Source organism: Ruegeria sp. D6, from assembly GCF_056534365.1.
The window spans coordinates 1392030-1416702 of record NZ_JBQFPH010000001.1 but is presented as its reverse complement, the minus strand read 5'-3'; the positions used below and the strand labels follow the sequence as shown (position 1 = coordinate 1416702).

Here is a 24673-nt window from a genome sequence, read left to right as displayed (position 1 = left end):
GTGCCTGTGCGAGGTTATCTGATGAGACGCTACATAGTGGCTGTTGCCGTGGGGGCCGCAGCCTTGCTACCGAGTTTGTCCTTTGCCGATAGGCAAGGCGATACAAAATCTGTTGAGTTGGTCACACGTAACGAGTTGCCAGCACAAAGCTTCCGCGATTACCTGAAACTGTTTAAGCCGCGTAAGGCGCCGGAAAAAGTCGAAATCTCCTACACCAAAGCCTGGCTGGACCAGCAGCCAAAGGCGACCGGAGATGAAAATTTCCGTTGTCTTGCCGAAGCGCTGTATTTCGAGGCCCGCGGTGAAAGCGTGCGTGGCCAGTTTGCTGTGGCCGAAGTTATCCTGAACCGTGTTGAAAGCGGTCGCTTTCCGGATTCACTGTGCGGTGTGATAAAGCAAGGAACGGGCAAGAAATATCAGTGCCAGTTCACCTACACCTGTGACGGGCAGAAAGAGATTATCAACGAAAAACGCGCTTATGATCGCGTTTCGAAAGTCGCCCGTGCCGCAATCGATGGTGTAGCTGAAGAGATGACCGCAGGTGCCACGCACTACCACACCAAGGCAGTGCGCCCGTCCTGGTCCCGCGTCTATAAAGAAACGGCGCGTATTGGCGTGCATATCTTCTACAAGCACAATTATCGCACGGCCAGCAACTGATTGACGCACCAGCGCTGGAAGGGTGCTGGCAGCAGGCGTTTTACCAACTATGTTGCGAGCCAGGAGGCTTGCAATGACCATATCACGCCGACAGTTTCTGCAATCGACCCTGGCCTTGTCGATGATACCACGCGTGGCGATGGCATCTGCCACCGAACTGGTGGCACAGACTTCCCTCCAGCAGATCGCGCCCCAGGGATACCCGGAAACTCCGGTCTGGAGTTATGGCGGCGGTGTTCCGGGCGCGGAAATCCGTGTTCCGCAGGGGGCTCGGGTACGCCGCAAGCTTGTAAACATGCTGCCGCAACCAACGACCGTTCACTGGCATGGCATCCGGATCGACAATGCGATGGATGGAGTGCCCGGCCTGACGCAGGAAGTTGTGCAGCCAGATTCCAACTTTGAATATGATTTCGTGGTGCCGGATGCGGGAACCTATTGGTATCATGCGCACAACCAATCGATGGAGCAGGTCGCGCGTGGGCTTTATGGCCCTTTGATCGTCGAAGAAGCCAGCGGACCCGATGTTGATCAGGACCTGACCTTAATGCTGGACGATTGGCGCCTTGACACCGAGAGCGCAAAGATATCGAGCGATTTCGACAATGGTCATGATCTGAGCCATGCGGGTCGGCTGGGCAACATTGTAACGGTGAACGGAGAGTTTGACCCTTCTTATCCGGTGCAGGCGTCTGAACGATTGCGATTGCGGGTGATCAATGCCGCGAATGCCCGGGTATTCGACGTAGCGCTCGACGGGCTTGCTGGTTGGATTGTTGCGCTTGACGGTATGCCGCTTGAGGTTCCATTGCGAGTTGAGAGCAGTTTTCCTTTGGCGCCTGCGCAGCGGGTTGACTTGATCGTTGATGTTTCAGCGGAATCCGGCCAGACGGCAAGTATTGTGAGTGTAGAACGGGATGGCGCTTACGGACTCGTCAAATTTGATGTGTTCGGAGTATCATCGCGTATTGCTAATGCAAAAGTTAGACCGTTGCCAGCAAACCGAATGCCCGAAATTGAACTGCAGAATACACCTCTGCATCGTATGATGATGCAGGGGGGTGCAATGCGCTGGCTGGAGAGCGCCAAATTGGGCGATTCCGAGCTGTCGGGGCGCGAGTTGGTTCAGCTTGGACGATTCTGGGCTTTGAACGGATATGCAGAGCGGCCAGATGATCCGTTTCTGGATGCGCGATTGGGATCAGTTCATCGGATTGAATTCGCAAATGACACGGCGTTTCCACATGCGATGCATCTGCATGGACACCATTTTCGCATTATCCTGCAGGACGGTACACTAGGGCCGTGGCGCGACACTGTTCTAGTCGAGCGAGGGCAGGTGCGGCAGGTAGCGTTGGTAGCTGACAATCCGGGCAACTGGCTGTTGCATTGTCACATGCTAGGCCATGCGGCATCGGGTATGATGAGCTGGTTCCGGGTCACGTAACGCCGCATTCCGTAGCTGGAAAGGCGTTTGCTGCGATGCTATACGCCCGCGAAACGCCTAAAGTGGGCTGATCATCAGTCCACCGAGCCCGAAAAGGTCCGCCGCATGAGCTCTGAAATCCGTCTTGCCTTTGCGCACCCGTCCGAACGGTCCGAGGCTACCGCCGCGCGCGGTGCGCTGGACCGCATTTCGCTGCGCGATCACATCGTTGAGGTCGAGATCGGGGCGTTTCAGGCCGAACGCGGTACCACGCAACGGATCTGCTTTAACATCGTGGTCGAGGTGCGCCCGCTGACAGACCCCATCGATGATGACGTGGATCGTATTCTGTCTTACGACCGTGTAACCGAAGCGATTGCGTTCGAGCTGGCTGCTGAGCGACTAAATTTGCTCGAGACACTGGCAGATCGCGTGGCGGAGCGCATTCTGCTTGAACCTCAGGCTGTAAGAGCCTTTGTTCGCATTGAAAAACTGGATCGTGGACCTGGCGCGCTTGGTGTCGAGATCGTGCGCGGCAAGGATGCGGTACATCATGATGTGACCGAAGAAGAGCGGCCACATCCACGGTTGGTCTTTCTGTCGAATGCAGCGATTTCATCAGGTAATCTCACCGGCTGGATCGACCAGCTTGAGAATCGCCAGCGCCCGCTGATCCTGTGTGTTGGGGCGTCTGATCTGGATGTGCCGCAGACGGGTCACGCAATGACCCAACGCCGGATAGATCTGTTGGCAATTGAACAGAACGCCTGGGTTCTGGCTGCGCGCGATCACCGTTGCGTGGTCGTTTCAACGCGGACCGAGTTGGATTGGGCGATGAAAAACGGCCAGATTTGTGTTTGGGCACCCTCCAAAATTGTTCTGGATGCGGTCGATGGCCCCTCAGCCGCGCCGTCTGACGCGGTGGCGCTGGCTGCTTGGTTCGCAGCAACCTTTGAAGCCAGCGAGATGCTGGTTATTGGCGGAGACCTGCCCGAAGCCCCCAAAACGCCATTGCGCGCAGTTCCGGTGGAGCAGGCGCAACTGTGACCGTCTATTACCGCCCATTGGTCCAGCATGGGAGCACGCGCGTCGACGGGGCGGTGCCACTGGCAGGGCAGGTGCTGTGGTTCTCACAGGCCGAGCGGATTGAGCGCGGGCAAAGCACCCAGATCGTCGATGCCGTTGAAATCCCAAAGGAACAGCTGGATCGTCTGACCTGTGCGCGTCCAGCGATTGCCGGGCTTGATATGGCGCGAACGCAGATCATGGGCATTCTGAATGCCACGCCGGATAGCTTCTCGGATGGGGGGCTGTATAACTCGGTCGAGGCCGCTCGGACCGCTGCCGCCGGCATGGTAGCGTATGGTGCAAGTATTCTGGACATTGGCGGCGAATCCACGCGCCCGGGCGCTGATTTTGTGCCTGAAGACGAAGAGATTGCCCGCACACGCCCTTTGATTGAGGCAATTCGGGGCGAGACGGATGTGTTGATCTCGATCGATACTCGCAAGGCCGGTGTTGCCAAGGCAGCGCATCAGGCGGGTGCGGGACTGATCAACGATGTGTCGGGATTTACCTTCGATCCCAAACTTGCACCATTTTGCGCGCAGATTGAGGCTCCGGTTTGTGTGATGCATATGCAGGGTGATCCGACCACGATGCAGGATGACCCGCACTATGACAATGTTCTGCTGGATGTTTACGATTTCCTTGAGGGGCAAATCGCGCATCTTGAAGGACTGGGGCTCAGCCGCGATCTAATTGTCATCGATCCGGGCATCGGGTTTGGCAAGAATCTGGACCACAACCTGACGCTTCTGCGCAATCTTAGCCTGTTTCACGGGCTGGGCTGTCCAATCCTTCTGGGCGTTTCGCGCAAGGGATTTATTGGTCAGATCGGCAAAGAGCCGCGCAAGGATGCCCGCGCGCCGGGGTCAATCGCGGTTGCTCTGGCGGGAATATCACAGGGCGTGCAGATTGTACGGGTACATGACGTGGCCGAGACGGCTCAGGCCTTGCGTCTATGGGCCGCCGTCCGGTAATCCGGGCAAAAGGAATTTTCAGGAGACCGACTTATGCGCAAGCTGTTTGGAACCGACGGGGTGCGGGGCACCGCCAACACGCACCCTATGACGGCGGAAATGGCTTTGCGAATTGGCGCAGCTGTGGGGCGGTATTTCCGCCGCGATGCCTCAGGCGTACATCGCGTTGTCATTGGCAAGGATACGCGGCTGTCGGGCTATATGCTGGAAAATGCGCTGACGGCAGGTTTGACCTCGACCGGTATGAACGTGCTTCTGCTGGGGCCGGTGCCGACTCCTGCGGTAGGGTTGATGACGCGCTCGATGCGCGCGGATCTGGGCGTGATGATCTCGGCCAGTCACAATCCGGCGATCGACAATGGAATTAAATTCTTTGGGCCGGACGGGTTCAAGCTGTCCGATCAGGCCGAGATTGAGATCGAGCGGTTGATCGAAGAAGGTGTAAGCCCCGCACAGGCGCAGAATATTGGTCGTGCGCGTCGGGTTGACGATGCACGGTTCCGTTATGGCGAGCGTGTGAAATCATCGCTGCCGCGCAATCTGCGCTTGGATGGGCTGAAGGTCGTGATCGACTGCGCCAACGGTGCCGCGCACCGTACTGCGCCGGAAGTTCTTTGGGAGTTGGGAGCAGATGTGATCCCGGTCGGCATCGCGCCGAACGGCAAGAACATCAACTTCGGATGTGGCTCAACCCAGCCTCGTGTTGCGGCCGAAACCGTGGTTTCACATGGCGCCGATGTAGGTATCTGTCTGGATGGGGATGCCGACCGCGTCGTTGTGATCGACGAAACCGGCGCTGTTGCTGATGGGGATCAGTTGATGGCCCTGTTGGCGACCGCCTGGTCCCGCGCGGATCAGCTGAAAGGCGGCGCCTTGGTCGCCACTGTGATGTCGAACCTCGGGTTGGAGCGGCACCTGGCCGGGCAGGGGCTGCGTCTGGAGCGGACCGCCGTTGGCGACCGCTATGTGGTTGAACGGATGCGCGAGGGTGGTTTCAATCTTGGTGGCGAACAGTCAGGTCACATCGTGATGAGCGATTATGCCACAACCGGCGACGGTCTGATGGCGGGGCTGCATTTTCTGGCAGAGATGGTGCAATCCGGCAAGAAAGCCTCGGACCTATCGCGCCAGTTTGAGACGGTGCCGCAATTGCTGAAGAATGTGCGCTTTAGCGCGGGGCAGGCCCCGCTGGAAGCGGCCAGCGTCAAAAGCGCGATTTCCGAGGCCGAGGCGCGTCTGAATGGGCAGGGGCGTTTGCTGATCCGCAAATCGGGCACGGAACCTCTGATCCGGGTGATGGCGGAATGCGAGGATGCCGCACTGCTGACCCAAGTGGTCGATGGGATCGTATCCGAGGTTGAGGCGGCGACAGGTTAACGCCCCATCAGCATTTTCTGCAGAGTGAACCACTGGCTGATTGCCAGCCCGGTTAGGATCATGGCAAGCGCGATATAGAACCGCAGCGGCAGGGCTTCGGATAGAATCCAGGCCCCGAACACCATCGACCAAACGGGCACCTGATAGTTCACCAGCGTCAGAAAGACCGACCCGGCGCTGCGGGTGATGGATACTCGCAGCAGGGTGGCGAAGGCCGTGGGGACAAGGCCCAGAACGATCAGGGCCAGACTGGGGCGCGTTCCCTGCCACGAGGGAAGCCCCTCGGTTAGCAGCATGATAGGTATCAATAGTACTGCGCCAACCAGCAGCGTCAGGGCTGCCAGAGCCATCGGTTCAATCGGAGGGCAGCGGCGGGTCAGGATCGACGAACTGGCGTAGCACAAGGCTGCCGTAACGCAGGCCATTTGCGCCAGTGGCTGCGTACCCTGACCCAATTGCGCCAGACCGGGCCCGATCAACACAAGCGCGCCAGAGAAGCCAAGGCAAACGCCGACCAGACGCCGTAGGTTCATAGGCTCATCCGAAAAGAAATGTGCCAGCGGCAGAACCATCAGCGGAATCGCCGCCATGGACAGACCCGCAAAGGCCGAAGGGACAAATTGTTGCCCCCAGCTTAACAGCATGAAGGGAACCGCCGTCGACAGAATGCCGATGAAGAAAATCGAACTCAAAAGGGCTGGTGTCAAACTCGGAATACGCCGTCCGGTAAGGCGCATCAGCACCAGCAGCATAACGGCACCCAATGTGGTGCGCGACGTCGCCACGGTGACCGGTCCATAGCCTTCCAACGCCATGGCAACCACCATAAACGTCCCGCCCCAGATGAGGCCCAGCGTGAAAACACCGCTCCAATCCTGTTTTGTCGGTTGTTGAACCATTCCATCCACTTATCCCGCGAATCTGACGGTGTCACGCGCTGATATTGACATTAGGTAAGTCATTACTTACCGTAAGCTATGGCTTACAAAGAAGTGCTTTCGGCTTTAGGGGATTCGACCCGTCGTCAGGTTTTTGAGGCGGTGGCCAAGCGCCCCAGGGCGGTTGGTGATCTGGCTGCGGATTTGCCCGTAAGCCGCCCGGCGGTCTCGCAACATTTAAAGGTCTTGTCCGATGCCGGACTTGTCGTTTGCAGGGCTGAGGGAACGCGCCGCATCTATGCCGCCCGACCCGAGGGGCTGGCCGACCTGCGCGCCTGGCTCGAGCAATACTGGTCGGACGTGTTGGAGAGTTTCGCCGCCGAGGTAAACGAAGGACGAGATGCATGATCGAACCAATCATTAAGACCATTGTTGTGAACGCAACGCCCGAGCGCGCCTTTGACATTTTTGTAAATCGCATCGCCAATTGGTGGCCATTGGATGGGCACGCTGTCTCAGCGGCGCAAGGCAAGCCTGCGCTGGCAGTTGTGATCGAACCTCATGTCGGCGGTGCGGTTTATGAAACCATGTTCGATGGCACCCGCGCTGATTGGGGCAAGGTGTTGATCTTCGAACAGGGGGCTCGCCTGGCCTTCAGCTGGCACCCCGGCACCAACACCGACCGCCCCACGCGGGTTGAGGTCCGGTTCGCAGCCCACGGAGCCGGGCATACCACGGTCACTCTGACCCATTCGGGCTGGGAAGTCTGGGCATCTGAGGCGTCGGACAAACGCACCGGTTACGACAGTGGCTGGGATTATGTTCTGGGCGAATGCTACGCAAATGCTGTCACCAAATGAAAAGGGCGGCCACCGGGGCCGCCCTTTCGCTGACAATTGTCAGACTTAGTTCTTTTCTTTGTCGACCATTTTGCCAGCCGAGATCCAGGGCATCATGGCGCGCAGTTTTGCACCGGTTTCCTCGATCATGTGCTCATCGTTCGCACGGCGCGACGCTTTGATGGTCGGTTGGCCTACAGCGTTCTCCAGCATGAAGTCACGGACGAATTTACCCTGCTGGATGTCGTTCAGAACCTCTTTCATACGCGCTTTGGTCTCGTCGTATTTCAAAATACGCGGGCCGGTGACGTACTGGCCATATTCAGCCGTGTTCGAGATCGAATAATCCATGTTGGCGATGCCGCCTTCATAGATCAGGTCAACGATCAGCTTCACTTCGTGCAGACACTCGAAATATGCCATCTCGGGCGCGTAGCCGGCCTCAACCAGCGTTTCAAAGCCGCAGCGGATCAGTTCAACCAGACCGCCGCACAGAACAGCCTGCTCACCGAACAGGTCGGTTTCGCATTCCTCGCGGAAGTTGGTTTCGATGATGCCCGAACGGCCGCCACCGATGGCCGAGCAGTAGGACAGGCCGATTTCCAGCGCTTTGCCGGTCGCGTCGTTGTCGACCGCGACGAGGCAAGGAACGCCGCCGCCTTTGGTGTATTCGCCGCGCACGGTGTGACCGGGGCCTTTGGGGGCCATCATGATCACGTCAACGCCTTCTTTCGGCTCGATCAGGCCAAAATGGACATTCAGGCCGTGGGCGAACGCGATGGCAGCGCCCGGCTTGATGTTGTCGTGGACGTATTTCTTGTACGTCTCAGCCTGCAGTTCGTCAGGCATGGTGAACATAATAACGTCGCACCAGGCTGCGGCTTCGGCGATGCCCATCACCTGCAGGCCTTCCGCTTCGGCTTTCTTGGCCGAGGGGGAGCCTTCGCGCAGGGCGATGACCAGGTTCTTGGCGCCCGAGTCGCGCAGGTTCAGCGCGTGGGCGTGGCCTTGCGAGCCATAGCCCAGAATCGCCACTTTTTTGTCTTTGATCAGGTTGATGTCGCAATCGCGATCGTAATAGACGCGCATTTCGCCGGTCCTTTCAGTTTCGGTTGATGTGCTTCTATCTTGCGTGATTGCTATTGGCGATAGGGTTTGGATTGGGTATTTGACAAATAGATGAAGAATAATTCTTCTAGTGAACAAAATGTGAAAAAATCATGCTTGATGATGTTGATCGACGTATACTACGCCACTTCCAGGCCGAGCCAAGCCTGACAACGGCAGAATTGGCTGAGCGATGCCGCATCACTACGGGCGTCTGCTGGCGCCGGATCGAAAAGATGCAAGCGGCAGGAGTGATCGAGGGGCAGGAAGCCGTTATCGACTGGGCCGCCTTGGGCTATGCGGTCGAGGTCTCTTTGCGGATAACGCTGGACAAGACGCAGGCACGGGCGTTCGACGAATTCACGGCGGCGGCGCGGAACGTGGCCGAGGTGATCGAGATCCAGACCTTCCTTGGCCGGGTGGATGTGCGCCTATCGGTGTTGGCGCGAGATATGGCGCATTATCAACAGGTCTATCGCGATCGCATTCTGACCCTACCGCATATCGCCGATATCGAAGCCCTTATGCATATCGCCCGAGTCAAACGGGATGAGGTGTTGCCGGTATGATCGAACTGGATGAGATCGACCGCAGAATTCTGCGCGCGCTGGTGCAGGACGCGACCCAAAGCGCGGGGGCTCTGGGGCGCCGCTTTGGCTTATCGCAGCCCGCGACCTGGCGGCGTATTCGTCGACTGGAAGAAGCAGGCGTGATCAAGGGGCGGCGGCTGCGTCTGAATGCCGAGGCCCTGGGTTTTGGAGTGACCGTCTTTCTCGGCGTGAAACTTGCGCGAAAAGGGCAGGTCAGCCTTGAAGATTTCGAGCGCGCCGTCAGCGCCATTCCCGAGGTACAGACGGTTGAGCATGTGCTGGGTCTTTATGATTATCGGTTGCGCGTCGTGGCGCGGGATCTGGCAGATTTCGAACGGGTTCTGCGCCGGAGGGTGATGACCTTACCAGGGGCCGGAGAGGTCGAAGCCAATGTACTGCTGAGCGAAGAACGCCTGCCCGGGCCGATCGGTTAGTATTTAGTGCGGATGCGGAACCCCGGATGATGGGTCATGCGGGCGAAAGTCATCGGCTGCCCGTCCTTCCACGTGGTCCGTTCCAGCTGAATCATCGAAGTGCCAGTGGTCGTGCCCATGAAATCAGCTAGACGATTGTCCGCCGAGATCGCGCAAAAGGCGATTTCAGCTTCGGTGAACGGGGCAGCATTCAACAACCATTCGTGTGGGCCACTTTTGTTGAGGTCGGCTTGCTCGACCTCGGGTACGGCTTCGATATTGATCCAGCGTTCTTCAAGCTGGAAGGGGCGGTTGTCTGCATAGTGCATGCAGATCACGTGCAGAACGCGCGCGTCCGGTTCGACATTCAGTTGCGAGGTCAGCCAGCCGGGGCTGTAGACCACGTTCCGTTCCACCAGAGCATAGCGATAGGCTGAGTTTTGGTTCTCAACCGCTTGTCTCGCAAGTGAAATTTCAAGCTTGGCTTGTTTGCGTGGTTCTTTCTTGACCCGCGTTCCGCTTTTGCGCTTGCGCTCGACAAAGCCCTGTTCGGCGAGCTCCCTCAGCGCCCGGTTCACCGTGGCGCGGGCACAATTGAACTCTTCCGCTAATTGGGTTTCGGTGGGTAAAAGCGAGCCCTGAGGCCATATGCGGGATTCAATCCGCCGCTTTACCTCGTCTCGAACGACTTGAAAACTAATCCGCTTTTGCGCAGTCACGAGAAAAATTATCCGTTCTTGTTCAAAGTGTGTGTATCTGTTCAGAAACACGCTAGGGTGTAAAGGGGACCTGACTCTGGTTGGCGTCATTTCTGCTAATTGTGGCATGTAAAAACTCAAAATGAAATTTTTGGCTGTGGGTTACTTTGGGTCAACTTCAGGCCGCGTTTGACGCTTTACCGAGCGCGCAAGACAAGGCAGAACAAAAAGGACCCAATAGAAAGGATGCGTCATGCCGGCACTACTGAATACTGTTGACCCGGGCGGGCTGGAGGAGTTCTCGGTGGTTTTTACCGACCGTTCTTTGAACCATATGTCTGCAAGTTTTCAGCGAGTCATGCGCGATATTTCGGCAATGCTGCGTGAAGTTTACAATGCTGAAGGCGTTGCGGTCATTCCCGGCGGAGGCACCTATGGGATGGAAGCCGTCGCGCGACAGTTTGCGCGGGATGCTGATGTGCTTGTCGTACGCAATGGGTGGTTTTCATATCGGTGGAGCCAGATCATCGAGTCAGGTGATCTGACATCGTCGACCACCGTTCTCAAAGCGCGCGAAACCGGCAATTCCAGCCCGTCACCTTTTGCTCCGGCCCCGATTGATGAAGTTGTGGCGACAATCCATGAGAAACGACCGGGTATTGTCTTCGCGCCGCATGTTGAGACCTCGGCCGGAGTGATTCTGCCTGATGATTATGTGACAGCGATGGCCGCTGCTGCGCATGAGGTGGGGGCGTTGATGGTGCTGGACTGCATCGCCTCGGGCTGTGCCTGGGTCGATATGAAGGCCACCGGAGTGGATTTGCTGATCTCGGCTCCGCAGAAGGGGTGGAGCGCAACGCCATGCGCCGGTCTTGTCATGCTATCCGAACGCGCCGAGGCGCGGCTGGCAGAAACCTCATCCGATAGCTTTGCGATAGATTTGAAGAAGTGGCGCCAGATCATGCAGGCCTACGAGAATGGCGGCCATGCCTATCACGCCACCATGCCAACGGATTCTCTGCTTTCCTTCCGCGACACAATGGCCGAGACGCGCGCGTACGGCTTCGAAAAGCTGCGCGCGGCGCAATGGGCGCTGGGTGATGGCGTCCGGGCCTATCTTAGGGACAAGGGCGTCATGTCGGTTGCCGCCGAAGGGTTCGGCGCGCCGGGTGTGGTGGTCAGCTATACAGCAGACCCCGAAGTGCAGAACGGCAAGAAGTTCGCGGCCCTGGGCATGCAGATCGCAGCCGGCGTACCGCTGCAATGTGACGAACCCGAAGGGTTCAGCACCTTCCGTCTCGGCCTGTTTGGCTTGGACAAGCTGTATGATGTTGACGACACGATTGCGCGCCTGAAACGGGTTCTGGATCAGGTGCTGTAATAGCGTGGCGGGCAGAAGCCCGCCCTGCGGTTCAGCGGACGCCGAGGCCCATTTGCATGAGCGTCTTGCGCACGGGTGGTAGGGAATAGAGCGCATTCAGCCCCATCGCTCGTGCGTCGCGCAGCGGACGCGCTTCGATCATCGAGGCGCGGTTCAGCAGGTCGATGCCCTTGACGCGCAGTTCGATCTCGGTATGGCGGGCCTTGTGATAGGAATCCAACATCTGCGCATCGCCTAAGCCCTCGGGCCGGGCTCGCGTCAATTCCAGCAAGCAGCGCAGATCGCCCAACGACATGTTCAGCCCCTGCGCACCAATAGGTGGCACCACATGCGCGGACTCGGCCATCAGCGCGATGCGTTCGCCCGACAACCGTTCCGCCGACTGGCTGATGATCGGCCAGATCGTCCGGCGTGAGGCCAATTTCAGCGGTCCGAACAGCCCGCAAGAGCGTTCGGTCATCGCGGCTTCGAACGCGTCGGATTCAAGGTTTAGCAGTTCAACGGCACGTGGCCCACGTTCCATCCAGACAATGGCCGAGGACGGCTGGCCCTGCCAGTCGGGCAGGGGCACCAAAGTGAACGGCCCGCCCGAGCGGTGAATCTCGGTCGAGACATTTTCGTGCGGGATGGGATGGGTGACGGCGAAGGCGAGGGCCTTTTGGCCGTAGCGCGTGGTATGAACATTGATCCCGGCAGCTTCGCGCATTGGTGAACTGCGCCCGTCGGCGGCGATTACCAGTTTGCAGCGGATGCGGGTGCCGTCGCTCAGGCCGACCCGCGCCTCATTGGTGCGGGTGAACAGGCTGACCGTACCGGTGCCGGGGCGGAAATCGACATTCGGCAGTTCGGCCAGTCGCGCCACCATCTCGCGGCGCAGCAGCCAGTTGGGCAGGTTCCATCCGAATGGCTGGTCCGAGATATCGGCGGCGTTAAAATCACGCACGACGCGCGGTTCGGGCACATCGCCACCCGCATCCACGATGCGCATGATCTGCAGGGGCGCGGCGTGGGCATCCAGCTTGGCCCAAAGCCCGCATTGTTCCAACAGACCGTGGGCAGGCTGCAAAAAAGCGGTGGTACGCAGATCCGATCCGTCCACGTCCCGCTCGGTGATCGGAGGGGTGGGATCGACGCAGACTACGTCGAACCCGGCAGCGCCAAAGGCGGCGGCGGCGGTCAATCCGGCGATTCCGCCGCCGGAAATCAGGATGTCACAGCTGTCAGTCATGAGTATGTCTCCGTTGCCGCAGACACTAGTGCTGTTGCGCGGTGGGTGCCAAGTGACATCCTGTCTCGTGCTTTATCCCCGAGAGATCAAAATCAGGACAAGGAACATCGTCGGCACCAGCATCAGGGCAGGAATGTAAAGACCCGGCAGGCCGAACAGAAGGATGGAACAGCCCCACATGCTGACCAGCGCCGCGGCTGTATAATAAAGGTCTTCAGCTTCGGCATTGGCCGCGTCCCGGGCCATCCAGCCAAACACGGGAATTGCAAACAAAAGGCGCTGCCAAAGAGGCAGGCGCTGAGGCATCTCAAGCGCGGTCATTGGGGTCTCCGATTCTGTTCGTCGCTGAGCTGCATATGGGGTCAATTCTGCAACTGCGAAACGAACAGATCGTCGCAGTGTGACAGCCTATCGCAGGCGACCCAGAAACCCGGTCAGATCATCGGTGTGATGGTGAATATGGTCAGCCTGGTGCGGGTCAGGCGCGACGTGCACGGTACGCATTCCCATCTCGTGCGGGGCGGCCAGATTGCGTGGATCATCTTCGAACATGGCGGCTTTCGCGGTATCGATTCCATCCTGCGCAAAGATCGCCTCGAACGCGGCTTTTTGCGGCTTGGGGCGATAGCCTGCGTGTTCTACGCCATAGATCGCGTCGAACAGCCCATTCAGACCGCGTGCCGCCAGAACGCGCTCGGCATAAGGTGCAGATCCATTGGTATAGACAATGCGTCGCCCAGGCAAAGCGCGGATATGTTCCGCCAGCGCAACATCGGGTTCCATATGGCTCATGTCCACCTGATGCACGGCGTGCAGATAGGGATCGGGGTCCAGATTGTGCTCTGCCATCAGGCCCGCGAGTGTCGTGCCGTATTCGCGCCAGTAATGCGAACGCAGCCGGTCGGCCTCGGGGCGGTCGACGCCGATAGCTTGCACGACGTAATCCGTCATCAGCACTTCGATCTGATCGAACAGGCGCATATGCGGCGGGTAAAGCGTGTTGTCTAGATCGAACACCCATTGGGTGACATGGGAAAAGGCAGGTTTGACCATGCTTTGGGTTTAGGGCGATGGGCTGCGGTTTTCAATGCCGCACTTGATCGGGGGGGCGTGTGGCGGCTAGACAGGTCCGAACGAGGAGACAATTCAGCCGATGCCCCAATCCAAACAGTCCAATACGGACGCCTATAGCCTTATTCTCGAAGCGATAGACGTCGGTGTCTACAAGCCTGGTGATCGGCTGGTGGAAAGCGAACTGGCCGAGCGGTTTGGCGTTTCGCGCACTCCGATCCGCGAGGCGCTGCAGCGGCTGGAAACGCAGTCGTTGCTGGAACGGGACGGGCGGTCGTTGATCGTGGCCTCATTGGACCACAACCAGATGGCCGAGCTTTATGTTGTCCGGCGTGAATTGGAAGGGCTGGCCGCACGTCTGGCCGCAAAACACGCAACCGAAGAGGAAATTCGGGTCCTTCGGGACATGGTGGTGGCCGATAATGAGTTGATCGGAGATCCTGTTGCGCTGTCGCGGGCCAACCGGAGATTTCACGAACAGATTCACCTGGCTTCGCATAACCGCTATCTGGTGCAGCAGCTTGATCTGGTGCATCGGACCATGGCCTTGATGGCGACCACATCGCTGGCCGCAGAAGGGCGTGGCGAGATTGCGCAGAGCGAGCACAAAGGCATCGTGGACGCGATTGCGGCGCGAGACGAGGACGCGGCGGCCAAGGCGTTGCAGGATCACATTTCGGTCGCTTTCATGACGCGGCTGAAACAGGATGCGATCCGGCGCGAGAAATAGCGGCCTCACGTTCCTCGACCGCATGGCCGTGCTGGGTCTTGTCCCAGAAGAACGGATTGACCGCCAGTTCCCACAGGCCTTTGTAGGCCGCCAACACGCCCAGCGGATAGTAAAGCACCATGGTCGGCACCCAGGGTAGCAGGAACCTGCGTTTGCCTGCGATGACACCGCAGATACCCACCAATAGGTTGGCGGCTTCGGCGACGAGAAACAGAACCACGCAGGCAGTCAATAAACCGGGTGTCAGGATTGGTTGATACAGGTGGGGCAGCCCGAAAAAGATGGGCCAGAACGCCCACAAAAGCGGGGCCAGAAGGAATTGACCCAGTGTTCCCAGAAAAAAGGCCTGTAAGCCCAAAAAGCGCAGCAAACCCAGATCGCGCAGCAATTGGCGTGGTGCGCGCATATGCACCAGATAGGTGACCATGAACCCCTTCAGCCAACGCGAACGCTGCTTGACCCATGGCCAGGCGCGAAAGTTCGCCTCTTCATAGGTCGTGGTGCTGACGATCTCGGTCCGATATCCGGCACGGCTTAGGCGGACACCCAGATCGGCATCTTCGGTGACATTATGGGCATCCCAACCGCCCAGTTCGACCAGCTTGTCGCGGCGAAAAAAGAAGGTTGTGCCGCCCAGCGGAACGACCAGACCAATTCGCGCGATGCCTTTCAGGACGACGCGAAACCAGCCGCTGTATTCGATGCTAAAACAGCGCGACCGCCAATTGGTGCGCGGATTGTAGTAGTCTAGAATACCTTGCAGGCACACCACTTCCTTTGGGGCGTTCGCGAAATGGCGGACAACGGTTTCAATCTGATCGGATTGCGGCGCGTCTTCGGCATCCCAAACGCCCAAAATCTCTCCACGGCAGAAATCCAGCGCATAGTTCATCGCACGGGGCTTGGTGGTCAGGTCACCCCGATCCGGCACAACAATGGCGCGCATCCAGGTTGGCAGTTCTATTTGCCTGAGCGCCTCATTGGTTACGTCATCCCGCTCTTCCAGCACCAAAATGACATCCAGCAACGCTTTGGGATAGGTCAGGCGGCGCAGCCGGGCGATCAGGTCATCGGCAATCTCGCGTTCCTTATATAGCGGCACAAGGATCGAGACGCGGGGTAGGCGAAGTGACTCAGAGGTCTTTGTTGTTGGCTCAGATTTTTCTCGCCATAGATAAGCAATGAGCCCCGAGAGCCTGAGAGACAAGAACAGCCCCAGAGTCAGCAGTGCAAAGCCCAAAAGAAGGCCGAGGCCAACTATTGGGAAACAAACACAGAGTGCCGCGAACAGGATAAATCCAATGATCGGCCCACGGCGCGTCTGGGCCGACCAATTCCTGCAGCTTTGCCGCGCCTCAACGCGAGTTTCTGCAGCTTGTGCCAGCGGTTGAGCATATTGACGAGCGATGGCAGCATCGATCTGCTCGGGTCCTGCCAGAACCGGGATGATTGTGTAACGGTGGCGTTTCAATGCGTCTGCCACTGCGTCGAATGTATCTGGCCTGGCTGTAGCGATCAGCAGGATTGGCCCCACACGCATCCAGGGCAGTACATTGTGCTCCAACCAAAACTCGACCGGTTCGAGCAAGCAGAGGTCTGCGGCAGGTGGTACCTGCGCAAGATCGGCGATCTGAAGGCCGGTTTGGTCAGACAGCGCCGAGAGGACCTGCGCACGGCTGGCCCATCCTTCACTGACCAGTATTTCCCCCAATGGCGCGTTCTGGAATACTTGCATCCGCAGGGCGCGCGCCAACTGGTCGGATGTGATGATGCCTTGTTCGACGAGACATGTGCCGAGCGGTTTGCGCGAATGCGGCCCGGGCACAGGCTGCGCCAGTGTCTGACGCTGGAGATTCAATTCGACCATAACGAAACCCTGCCGCATGTAACATCCGGCAGGGTTGCTTAGTCAGGGTTAACACACGGTTAACGCTGTTGAATTCGCCTTTAAGCTTGTGCTTTTTGATCCGCCATCGCCGCGGCAAAGCGTTCGAACAGGTAGAAACTGTCCTGCGGGCCGGGTGACGCTTCTGGATGATGCTGCACCGAATAAACCGGGCGACCTGTCATGCGGATACCACAGTTCGAGCCGTCAAACAGAGAGCGATGCGTTTCGACTACGCCATCGGGCAGTGTTTCCGCGTCCACGGCGAAGCCGTGGTTCATCGAGGTGATCTCGACCTTACCGGTTTCCATATCCTTGACCGGATGATTGGCACCATGGTGGCCGTGGTTCATCTTGATCGTCTGCCCGCCAAGCGCCAGTGCCAGCATCTGATGGCCTAGGCAGATGCCAAAGACGGGCAGATCTGTTGTATCCAGCACTTCCTTTATCATCGGAACAGCATATTCGCCGGTAGCCGCCGGATCGCCGGGTCCGTTTGACAGGAACACTCCGTCCGGCTCGTGTGCCAGCACCTCCGCAGCCGTTGCGGTGGCGGGCAATACGGTTACGTCGCAACCCGCCGAGGCGAGACAGCGCAAGATGTTGCGCTTGGCACCATAGTCGATCGCGACCACCTTGTGCATCGGAGCTTCCTGACGCTGGTAGCCATCGGGCCAAGCCCAACGCATCTCATCCCAGCGATAGCTTTGGGCGCAGGTGACTTCTTTGGCCAGATCCATCCCTTCGAGACCCGCAAAACTACGCGCTGCAGCAATCAGGGCTTCGATATCGAAGTTTCCCTCGGGATCATGAGCCAGCGCCACGTGCGGTGCGCCTTGCTGACGGATCGCCCGGGTCAGGCGGCGGGTATCGACGCCGCCGATTGCGATGCGACCACGGCGGGCCAGCCAGCTTTTTAGCTCTTCTGTCGCGCGCCAATTCGACGGCTCGGTCGGGTCCCATTTGACCACCATCCCGGCTGCCACCGGGTCGCCGGTTTCGTCATCTTCGGGATTCACTCCGACATTGCCGATATGCGGGAAAGTGAAGGTCACGATCTGGCCCGCATAAGAAGGATCGGTCATGATCTCTTGATAGCCTGTCATGGCGGTGTTGAAACACAACTCGGCCTCGGTTTGACCGGTTGCGCCGAAGCCCACACCGTAAAACAGGGTTCCATCGGCCAACGCCAGACATGCGGTGGGCTTGGACGGGGCGTTCTGGGCCATGGCGCGACTCTCCTGCAAGGTAAACGGGCGCATAACTAAGTGGGTTATACGCTAGGGTCAAGTCTGTTCAAATTTTGGGCTATTGTTAAAAATCAATGAGTTACAATTAATGTCCACTGTTGTACCAACCTTTTTGTTTCGATATGGTCAGGGTTCCTTTGCCATGGGGATGGACAGACCATATGGATATGCGATCACGGGTGAACTCTGCCCTGAAGCAAGCTATGAAAGACAAAGCCGCCGAGCGTCTTTCGACACTGCGCCTGATCAATGCGGCGATCAAGGATCGTGATATTGCTTCGCGCGCCTCTGACAATGAAGAGACCAAAGGCTGCGGCGATGCCGAAGTGCTTGAAATTCTGGGTAAAATGACCAAGCAGCGCAAGGAAAGCGCACGCGCCTACGAAGAGGGTGGACGCCTTGATTTGGCCGAGCGGGAACTGCGCGAGGTTGAGGTGATTGAGGAATTCCTGCCCAAACAGCTGGACGACGACGAAGTTAGCAAGGCCATTCAGACCGCCATCACGTCTACTGGGGCGGGCTCAATCCGCGATATGGGCAAGGTGATGGGCGAGTTGAAGTCGCGCTATACCGGTCAGATGGATTTCGGCAAAGTAGGACCGATGGTCAAAGATCATCTTTGCGCTAACTCGAACGGCGCTTAATCACGTCGATTTGCGCAGTTTCTGACTCAGATCATCAAACAGCGCGATCCTCTCGTCTTCGGACAGGAACGCGCCGATCTCAACTTCGCGCCCATCGCCGATCAGCGTTACGTAGTGGGGTACCGGACCACCGCTGGTGTGCATTTCGGGACGGGCCCAATGGCGGTTGCAGGTCCATTCCTGATCGCCCTTGTCTGGGTGGTGGTGCACAAGGTGGGCTTGCGTCTGGCCTAAGGTCAGAACCTCGAACACGCTGCGCGCGCGATAGTTTGTCTGGATTGCCAACCAGAGGCCCAGAACCGTCAGCAGCAGGAACGGCAGCAGACCCCACAGGACGATCGAACCCAACATCGCCAGCAGCGGGATCAGTCCGAACAGGAACACCGACAAGATGACGGTCATTGCACCACGTGGTGGCAAGGAGTTGTGCGGCCAAAGCCGCAGTTCCTGTTCAGCGTCCGAGTTTTCTGTCCATTGATAAGGCATGGCGAGAACCTAGCTCAGACCGGCGCAATGTCGAAGCAAAAATCAGTCAGACAACGTGGCCGACGCGGACCCATGACAGGGCATCGTCCAGCCGGTCATCGCCCCAGAACACTTCGTCGCGGACAACAAAGCTGGGTGCGCCGAAAACCCCCAGTTTGATGGCCTTGTTTGTCTCGTCCTCCAAGGCTGCAACAGCGTCCGGGCTGCGGGCACGGGCAAGCATCAGGCGTGGATCTTGTTGGCACCGAAGCAGGGCTTCGGAAATGGCGCTTTCGCTACCGGCTTCAATCCCGTCCTCGAACCAGATCCGATAAAGATTTTGCGTGAACCCCGCGCCCCAGCCGTCCTGCATGCCCAGCAAAGCCACCTGATTTGCCAGCGCCAGGTCAGAAATTGGATAGGGGGCGGGAAGTTTGGCGTGGATGTGATATTTCGCGGCGCGCCGCTCAATATCGCGCCACATATAGGCCGACTTCACCGGTTTGCCCGCGAAGGGTACATTTTGCTGTTCCGACATCACCGTGCGCACGTTGAAGGGGCGCCAGGTTACCGTCGCATCGTTTTCTTCGCACCAGCCATCCAGGCGCGTGATGGTCAGAAAACTGTAAGTGCTGCCGATTGAATACCAAAAGTCGATCTCGGGCATAGCAAGGCTCCTGTCAAAAGGGGCTTTGCCAACCAGAATACCGCAAAACGGAGGTTTTTTCGATCTTTGCCCAATTTAAGTGGTCAAAGTAGCGCTTTATCGATGGGTTCTGTCGGCTGAGGGACAGTGCCGCAGGATGTCATCTGGCGCAGGTCGATTTCGATCATGCGGCAGATGGACGAGATCGGAACATCGGTTACATCGCCTTCGAACGTGTCCTCCATCGAGGCGCTGACCCGCTCAGTCACGAAGAAAATCCAGCAACCCAACGCCCCGATCGGAGCAAAGACTGCCCAGTCAAGCAGAACGGATTTTGTTACCGAGTAGCCCATGCCAGCGGTGATCGAGCGTTGGTCATTCAACGCCAGCGGTAACATGAAGATAAAAATATAGCTGAAGATGCGTCCGACCTCGGCGACCTGCCGTGGGAAGGGGGTATTCTTGATACGTTCGCTTTGGCCTTGCGCGTCTGCAAACCGTGCTAGCCGGTTCATCAGCGCCACATGCCAATAGGGGTCGATCTTGCCGGATTGCGCCAGTGAAGAAAGCCGCTCACCCTGAAGAAACAACAGGTAGACGGCACGGTTGGATTTCCCTTCGAGCAGAGGCAAATCAGCCGCCAGTTGGGTATCGCGCCAGCATTCGGGTTCCTGATGCAGCGCGATTTTGTCCACGACCGGTTTGTGTCCGAACATCCACGGGCGGCGGGCACGTCCATGCGTTGCGGGCTGGCGCAGCTGAAATGCCAGCATGTTGAGCCAAGCGATATGACGTTCCAGCAATTCACGCCGTATCTCGGGCGCAAGCGGCGTGCCGTCAGCCTGAACCAGATTGCTGATCGTATTGCCCCAATCGCGGCTGGCGTTGACGATGTCCCCCCAGATCTTGCGGGCCTCGACCCAGCGGCCATAGGCCGAGGTGTTCTTGAAACCCAGAAAAAATGCCACTGCCAAACCCAGCATCGTGACCGGTGGGCTGGAGTTCGAGATCAACTCAAGCGGAGTAACTTCATCTACTAGTTCAAGCAGGAGTATCCAGGCCATGACGATGCAAATGAACCCGGCAGAGCCTTTGACCAGTTGCCGAAGTGTGATGCCGTGATGGGAGAATCATGTGGCGCGCACCCGTCTTAGATTATGCTGTTTTCGCAAACACTAGCGGCCTGATCTTTGGTGCGTCTACGTGTTGGGTGCAGCAAGTTGCGGACTGGGGGCATAAAAAACACAAAGCCCCGCGCGGGGCGGGGCTTTGCTGAGTTTGGTTTGGATGGCGGGATTAGTGCGCGTGGCCCTTGTCCCAGTCTTCCTGCTTGGGCAGCTGCTCGAACGTGTGTTCAGGCGGCGGCGTGGGCAGGGTCCATTCCAACGTATCCGCGTATTCGTTCCACGGGTTCGGGCGTGTCTCTTTCGCACCACGCAGCAGGGCGTAGATCACGATGCCGAAGAACAGCAGGAACGAGGCGAACGAGATGAACGCACCAATCGACGAAACGAAGTTCCACTGAGCAAACGCTTCAGGGTAGTCGATATAGCGGCGTGGCATGCCCTGACGGCCCAGGAAGTGCTGCGGGAAGAAGGTCAGGTTGGCGCCGATGAAGAACAGCCAGAAGTGAACCTTGCCCCAGAACTCGGAATACTGACGGCCCGTCATCTTCGAGAAGTAGAAGTACACGCCAGCAAAGATCGCGAAGACGGCACCCAAGCTCATCACGTAGTGGAAGTGCGCAACGACGTAATAGGTGTCGTGATAGGCACGGTCCACGCCGGCCTGCGACAGCACAACGCCGGTCACACCACCAACGGTGAACAGGAACAGGAAGCCGAAGGCGAACAGCATCGGGGTTTTGAACTCGATCGAGCCGCCCCACATGGTCGCGATCCACGAGAAGACCTTAACGCCGGTCGGAACCGCGATGACCATCGTGGCCAGCATGAAGTAGGCCTGCTGGCGCAGCGACATGCCAACTGTGTACATGTGATGCGCCCATACGACGAAGCCCAGCACACCGATCGCGATGATCGCCCAGACCATCGGCAGGTAGCCGAAGATTGGTTTACGCGCGAAGGTCGCGATCACGTGGCTGATGATGCCAAAGCCGGGCAGGATCACAATGTACACTTCCGGGTGGCCAAAGAACCAAAGGATGTGCTGATACAGGATCGGATCGCCGCCACCGGCCGGATCAAAGAAGGTGAAGCCGAAGTTGCGGTCCATCAGCAGCATGGTGATCGCGCCTGCCAGAACCGGCAGCGACAGCAGAATCAGCCACGAAGTGACGAAGATCGACCAGCTGAACAGAGGCACCTTGAACAGTGTCATTCCCGGGGCACGCATATTGAGGAAGGTGGTAATCATGTTGATCGCGCCGAGGATCGAGGAGGCGCCCGATACGTGCACGGCGAAGATCGCAAGGTCCATGGACATGCCGCCTTCGGTCGTCGACAGCGGTGGATACAGAACCCAGCCTACACCTGAACCAAGCTGGTCATTACCACCGGGGCTGAGCAGCGAGGCGACGCCCAGCGAGGTGCCAGCGACATACAGCCAGAAGGACAGGTTGTTCATCCGCGGGAACGCCATGTCCGGCGCGCCGATCTGCAACGGCATGAAATAGTTGCCAAATCCGCCGAACAGGGCGGGGATGACCACGAAGAACATCATCAGAACACCGTGATAGGTGATCATCACGTTCCAGAGGTGACCGTTGGGGGTACATGGATCGGCCATGAAACCTTCGAGGCACATATACTGAACACCGGGGTGCATCAGTTCGAGCCGCATATAGACAGTCATCAGAACCGAGATCAGACCGGCAAGGGCCGAAAAGACCAGGTAGAGAATCCCGATGTCCTTGTGGTTGGTCGACATGAACCAGCGGGTGAAAAAGCCGCGCTGATCTTCATGCTCGTGACCATGAATGGCTGCGTCTGCCATTAGGTGCCTCCTGTTGCAACTGTACCGCGCAGTCGGACCTCTCCAACGCGCGGGATTCCTGCTGGTTTTAGATTGCGAAGGGGCGACCTTCAATGGTCGAGTTTGATCTGGATCAAGATTAATTGTCGCGGGCAGACTGTGCTGCGCGATAATCTGACCTCGGATGCGAGGGATTTGGGGATTCAGTCCGCGATTACAAGTGGTGACGGGGAAACCCGCTTGACCCGCATCAAGCGGCGGCTCAGAACAACGGGTAAGTCCAACACCGGAGGCCTGTAATGACCGCTTATGATCCCGAAAATGTCTTTGCCAAGATCCTGCGCGGAGAAATCCCGTCAAACCGTGTGTATGAAGACGACGACACCGTCGCGCTGATGGATATCATGCCCCGGGCGGACGGGCACTTGTTGGTGATCCCCAAAACCCCCTGTCGCAACATGCTGGATGCAACGCCCGAGCAACTGGCAGCGGTGATGGCGACGGTACAGAAGATGGCTCACGCTGTGAAAGAAGCGTTTGGCGCAGATGGCGTCACCGTTCAGCAATTCAATGAGGCCGCAGGCGGGCAAGAGGTATTTCACCTGCATGTGCATGTATTGCCGCGCCACGAGGGCGTCTCGATACGCCCGCCCGGTAAAATGGGCGATTTTGACCTGATTGCTCAACACGCCGACAAGATCCGCGCGGCACTGACCTGATCCACCTTCGAAGCGAGCTGTCGCAGGCGACGTGATCACCAAACGCATGGAGCACGACACTTGCGTAATCGCGCTGCCCGTCGCAGACCTGAGGAATACGGATCAGTCTTGTTCCATTCATTTCATGCGTGCGATCCGGACTCGTAAATCATCAGGCTGCTGTCCGGCGATTTCATTAGCCCGGTTCAAGTTTTTCCATTTGCAGCTTCGAGCGTGAGCAAGGCCTCTAATTAGACCAGCGGCTGGCCAGATCTTGGCCATGGCGTACGCATTGCAACCGCCGCAGCGCGGTATCGTCATAGCGGCGCCGATTACCCGCAGTAGGTTCGAACGGCGGTAGAAGTCCAGAACCGGATCGTAGGTGCTTTGAATCCAGTGCGAAATGAGGGAGCCCCGATTGCATTCATTTTCGAAAACACCCCCTTGAACCTCTAGTCACTAGAGGAATTATGTAGCATGGTGATTCAGAAAATAGGACACACTAAAATGGCTCATCAGCATTCCCACAAAGGGCACAGCCACGCGCATGTTGATCCGCAGGCCGGAGATGCGCGCGTTGCCTGGGCCATCGCGGTCAATATGTTCTTGACGCTGGCACAGGTTGTGGGCGGGGTTATTTCAGGTTCGCTCGCCTTGATTGCGGACGCCTTGCACAACCTGTCAGATGCGATTGCGCTGGTCATCGCATTCTTTGCCCGCAAGATCGCTCGTCGACCCGCAAACGCGCGTATGAGTTTCGGGTATGGCCGGGCCGAGGTTGTAGCGGCGCTGGTTAACTACACAACACTGATCGTTCTGTCGGTCTATCTGCTGTACGAAGGCGTAATGCGGTTTGTCGAGCCCGAGCCGGTTAATGGCTGGATCGTTGTCTGGATCGCTGGGATCGCATTGGTCGTCGACCTTGTCACCGCTATGCTGACCTATTCCATGTCCAAGGACAGCATGAATATTCGTGCGGCATTCCTGCACAATGTGGCCGATGCATTGGGGTCCGTCGCCGTGATTGTCGCAGGTACCGCTGTAATTGTCTTCAACTGGACTTGGGTCGACCCAGCGGTCACCATCATGATCTCACTTTACATCCTTTGGCACGTCAAATCCGAGATCGGTGAAACCATACGCGTTCTGATGTTGGGCGCGCCAACAGAATTGGATCCGGAAGAGGTCGCCACAGCCATTGAAGGCGTATCGGGCGTGGCAGGAGTTCACCACATCCATCTGTGGAGCATGCAGGAGCGTGAGCCCGCGCTGTCGGCGCATCTGGTCATCAAACCCGACGCACAAGATAGTGCCGAGGATATCCGGGTGATGGTCAAGCAGGTTCTGCAGAACAAGTTTGGGCTTGGTCATGTTACGCTTGAAATCGAAGCCAGCGGGCACGCTTGCGTCGGATCAACCCGATTTGGGCATCAACAGATTTAGGGGCCTAAAACGAGAATTGCCGTTCCGATATGGGGTCGGAACGGCAGACTCGTAACCAAACACTTTCACGGATTTCGCAGGTCAGCCCTGAGATCACCGGTTAACACACCACTCACTCATGAACGGTCATTACATACTATGTGGTCAGATGGCGTTTGTAAGGAGAGGATGTGAAGAATCCCTGAATTTGAGGCGAATTGAGGCCATTCAAAGGAATTTTCTGAATGATTTTCGAAACAGAGTGCCCCAAATACTAGCATTGTCTTTT

26 protein-coding genes are annotated in these 24673 nt (G+C 57.8%); 14 read left to right on the top strand and 12 right to left on the bottom strand.

Annotated features, from left to right (window positions below; translation table 11 throughout):
* Nucleotides 1–21 precede the first annotated feature (21 nt).
* The 5 genes from ACR0A1_RS07020 (at nucleotide 22) to glmM (ending at nucleotide 5505) form a co-directional block, all read left to right on the top strand.
* Nucleotides 22–660, top strand: a complete 639-nt coding sequence (locus ACR0A1_RS07020; RefSeq protein WP_170393504.1) for a cell wall hydrolase — start codon at nucleotides 22–24, stop codon at nucleotides 658–660.
* Between the two features lie 73 nt (nucleotides 661–733).
* Nucleotides 734–2107, top strand: a complete 1374-nt coding sequence (locus ACR0A1_RS07015; RefSeq protein WP_480866784.1) for a multicopper oxidase family protein — start codon at nucleotides 734–736, stop codon at nucleotides 2105–2107.
* A 105-nt stretch (nucleotides 2108–2212) separates the two neighbouring features.
* Nucleotides 2213–3133, top strand: a complete 921-nt coding sequence (locus tag ACR0A1_RS07010; RefSeq protein WP_170393501.1) for a dihydroneopterin aldolase — start codon at nucleotides 2213–2215, stop codon at nucleotides 3131–3133.
* On the top strand, nucleotides 3130–4128 hold the full coding sequence (gene folP / locus ACR0A1_RS07005; protein WP_480866782.1) for a dihydropteroate synthase: 999 nt from the start codon (nucleotides 3130–3132) through the stop codon (nucleotides 4126–4128). The genes ACR0A1_RS07010 and folP overlap by 4 nt, the downstream gene beginning before the upstream one ends.
* A gap of 33 nt (nucleotides 4129–4161) precedes the next feature.
* Entirely contained in the window at nucleotides 4162–5505 is a 1344-nt protein-coding gene (glmM, locus tag ACR0A1_RS07000) for a phosphoglucosamine mutase (protein ID WP_480613815.1), read from the top strand.
* Here the strand turns inward: glmM and ACR0A1_RS06995 are convergent.
* Nucleotides 5502–6404: a DMT family transporter gene (locus tag ACR0A1_RS06995; RefSeq protein WP_480866780.1), complete on the bottom strand. Its 903-nt coding sequence runs from the start codon at nucleotides 6402–6404 to the stop codon at nucleotides 5502–5504. The two genes, glmM and ACR0A1_RS06995, sit on opposite strands and share 4 nt — an antisense overlap.
* 78 nt (nucleotides 6405–6482) lie before the next feature.
* Here ACR0A1_RS06995 and ACR0A1_RS06990 point away from each other — a divergent pair, with 78 nt between their 5' ends.
* Nucleotides 6483–6791, top strand: coding sequence for a metalloregulator ArsR/SmtB family transcription factor (locus ACR0A1_RS06990; RefSeq protein ID WP_170421087.1), 309 nt, complete (start codon nucleotides 6483–6485; stop codon nucleotides 6789–6791).
* Nucleotides 6788–7243, top strand: a complete 456-nt coding sequence (locus ACR0A1_RS06985; protein ID WP_170421089.1) for an SRPBCC domain-containing protein — start codon at nucleotides 6788–6790, stop codon at nucleotides 7241–7243. The genes ACR0A1_RS06990 and ACR0A1_RS06985 overlap by 4 nt, the downstream gene beginning before the upstream one ends.
* Before the next feature lie 45 nt (nucleotides 7244–7288).
* Here the strand turns inward: ACR0A1_RS06985 and ilvC are convergent, their stop codons facing one another.
* Nucleotides 7289–8311: a ketol-acid reductoisomerase gene (gene ilvC / locus ACR0A1_RS06980; protein ID WP_170393489.1), complete on the bottom strand. Its 1023-nt coding sequence runs from the start codon at nucleotides 8309–8311 to the stop codon at nucleotides 7289–7291.
* Nucleotides 8312–8442: 131 nt separating this feature from the next.
* On the opposite strand from ilvC, the gene ACR0A1_RS06975 reads away from it, so the two are divergent.
* Both ACR0A1_RS06975 and ACR0A1_RS06970 read left to right on the top strand, forming a co-directional pair.
* Complete coding sequence (locus ACR0A1_RS06975; protein ID WP_170421091.1) at nucleotides 8443–8898, top strand: Lrp/AsnC family transcriptional regulator; 456 nt, start codon at nucleotides 8443–8445, stop codon at nucleotides 8896–8898.
* On the top strand, nucleotides 8895–9353 hold the full coding sequence (locus ACR0A1_RS06970) for an Lrp/AsnC family transcriptional regulator (protein WP_170393485.1): 459 nt from the start codon (nucleotides 8895–8897) through the stop codon (nucleotides 9351–9353). The genes ACR0A1_RS06975 and ACR0A1_RS06970 overlap by 4 nt, the downstream gene beginning before the upstream one ends.
* Here ACR0A1_RS06970 and ACR0A1_RS06965 read toward each other — a convergent pair.
* Nucleotides 9350–10051, bottom strand: coding sequence for a GntR family transcriptional regulator (locus tag ACR0A1_RS06965; RefSeq protein ID WP_170393483.1), 702 nt, complete (start codon nucleotides 10049–10051; stop codon nucleotides 9350–9352). The two genes, ACR0A1_RS06970 and ACR0A1_RS06965, sit on opposite strands and share 4 nt — an antisense overlap.
* A 232-nt stretch (nucleotides 10052–10283) precedes the next feature.
* On the opposite strand from ACR0A1_RS06965, the gene ACR0A1_RS06960 reads away from it, so the two are divergent.
* Complete coding sequence (locus ACR0A1_RS06960) at nucleotides 10284–11411, top strand: aminotransferase class V-fold PLP-dependent enzyme (RefSeq protein ID WP_480866776.1); 1128 nt, start codon at nucleotides 10284–10286, stop codon at nucleotides 11409–11411.
* A 31-nt stretch (nucleotides 11412–11442) separates the two neighbouring features.
* On the opposite strand, the gene ACR0A1_RS06955 is transcribed toward ACR0A1_RS06960, so the two are convergent.
* From ACR0A1_RS06955 to ACR0A1_RS06945, 3 genes are all read right to left on the bottom strand, one after another.
* A complete protein-coding gene (locus tag ACR0A1_RS06955) occupies nucleotides 11443–12639 on the bottom strand; it encodes a UbiH/UbiF family hydroxylase (RefSeq protein WP_170801218.1) in 1197 nt (398 codons plus the stop codon).
* Between the two features lie 72 nt (nucleotides 12640–12711).
* Nucleotides 12712–12960: a hypothetical protein gene (locus ACR0A1_RS06950; protein WP_170405023.1), complete on the bottom strand. Its 249-nt coding sequence runs from the start codon at nucleotides 12958–12960 to the stop codon at nucleotides 12712–12714.
* An 87-nt stretch (nucleotides 12961–13047) separates the two neighbouring features.
* On the bottom strand, nucleotides 13048–13692 hold the full coding sequence (locus tag ACR0A1_RS06945) for a pyrimidine 5'-nucleotidase (RefSeq protein WP_480866774.1): 645 nt from the start codon (nucleotides 13690–13692) through the stop codon (nucleotides 13048–13050).
* Between the two features lie 100 nt (nucleotides 13693–13792).
* Between ACR0A1_RS06945 and ACR0A1_RS06940 the strand changes: the two genes are divergently transcribed.
* Nucleotides 13793–14440, top strand: coding sequence for a GntR family transcriptional regulator (locus ACR0A1_RS06940; RefSeq protein WP_170393473.1), 648 nt, complete (start codon nucleotides 13793–13795; stop codon nucleotides 14438–14440).
* On the opposite strand, the gene ACR0A1_RS06935 is transcribed toward ACR0A1_RS06940, so the two are convergent.
* Together ACR0A1_RS06935 and carA are read right to left on the bottom strand one after the other, a co-directional pair.
* On the bottom strand, nucleotides 14397–16325 hold the full coding sequence (locus ACR0A1_RS06935; RefSeq protein WP_480866772.1) for a glycosyltransferase family 2 protein: 1929 nt from the start codon (nucleotides 16323–16325) through the stop codon (nucleotides 14397–14399). The two genes, ACR0A1_RS06940 and ACR0A1_RS06935, sit on opposite strands and share 44 nt — an antisense overlap.
* Nucleotides 16326–16387: 62 nt before the next feature.
* Entirely contained in the window at nucleotides 16388–17554 is a 1167-nt protein-coding gene (gene carA, locus ACR0A1_RS06930; RefSeq protein ID WP_170801215.1) for a glutamine-hydrolyzing carbamoyl-phosphate synthase small subunit, read from the bottom strand.
* Between the two features lie 182 nt (nucleotides 17555–17736).
* Between carA and ACR0A1_RS06925 the strand changes: the two genes are divergently transcribed.
* Nucleotides 17737–18219 carry a GatB/YqeY domain-containing protein gene (locus ACR0A1_RS06925; RefSeq protein WP_170393469.1) on the top strand — a complete coding sequence of 161 codons (483 nt, stop codon included), beginning with the start codon at nucleotides 17737–17739 and terminating at the stop codon, nucleotides 18217–18219.
* Here ACR0A1_RS06925 and ACR0A1_RS06920 read toward each other — a convergent pair whose 3' ends face one another.
* From ACR0A1_RS06920 to ctaD, 4 genes are all read right to left on the bottom strand, one after another.
* Nucleotides 18220–18705, bottom strand: coding sequence for a DUF2244 domain-containing protein (locus tag ACR0A1_RS06920; RefSeq protein WP_170393467.1), 486 nt, complete (start codon nucleotides 18703–18705; stop codon nucleotides 18220–18222).
* A 46-nt stretch (nucleotides 18706–18751) separates the two neighbouring features.
* Nucleotides 18752–19351: a DsbA family protein gene (locus ACR0A1_RS06915; RefSeq protein WP_480753655.1), complete on the bottom strand. Its 600-nt coding sequence runs from the start codon at nucleotides 19349–19351 to the stop codon at nucleotides 18752–18754.
* 83 nt (nucleotides 19352–19434) lie between these two features.
* Nucleotides 19435–20394: a bestrophin family protein gene (locus ACR0A1_RS06910; RefSeq protein ID WP_480866769.1), complete on the bottom strand. Its 960-nt coding sequence runs from the start codon at nucleotides 20392–20394 to the stop codon at nucleotides 19435–19437.
* A gap of 232 nt (nucleotides 20395–20626) precedes the next feature.
* Nucleotides 20627–22285: a cytochrome c oxidase subunit I gene (ctaD, locus tag ACR0A1_RS06905; RefSeq protein WP_170393460.1), complete on the bottom strand. Its 1659-nt coding sequence runs from the start codon at nucleotides 22283–22285 to the stop codon at nucleotides 20627–20629.
* Between the two features lie 278 nt (nucleotides 22286–22563).
* Between ctaD and ACR0A1_RS06900 the strand changes: the two genes are divergently transcribed.
* Together ACR0A1_RS06900 and ACR0A1_RS06895 are read left to right on the top strand one after the other, a co-directional pair.
* On the top strand, nucleotides 22564–22983 hold the full coding sequence (locus ACR0A1_RS06900; RefSeq protein WP_170510549.1) for an HIT family protein: 420 nt from the start codon (nucleotides 22564–22566) through the stop codon (nucleotides 22981–22983).
* A 486-nt stretch (nucleotides 22984–23469) separates the two neighbouring features.
* Complete coding sequence (locus ACR0A1_RS06895) at nucleotides 23470–24405, top strand: cation diffusion facilitator family transporter (protein WP_170405039.1); 936 nt, start codon at nucleotides 23470–23472, stop codon at nucleotides 24403–24405.
* Nucleotides 24406–24673 lie beyond the last annotated feature (268 nt).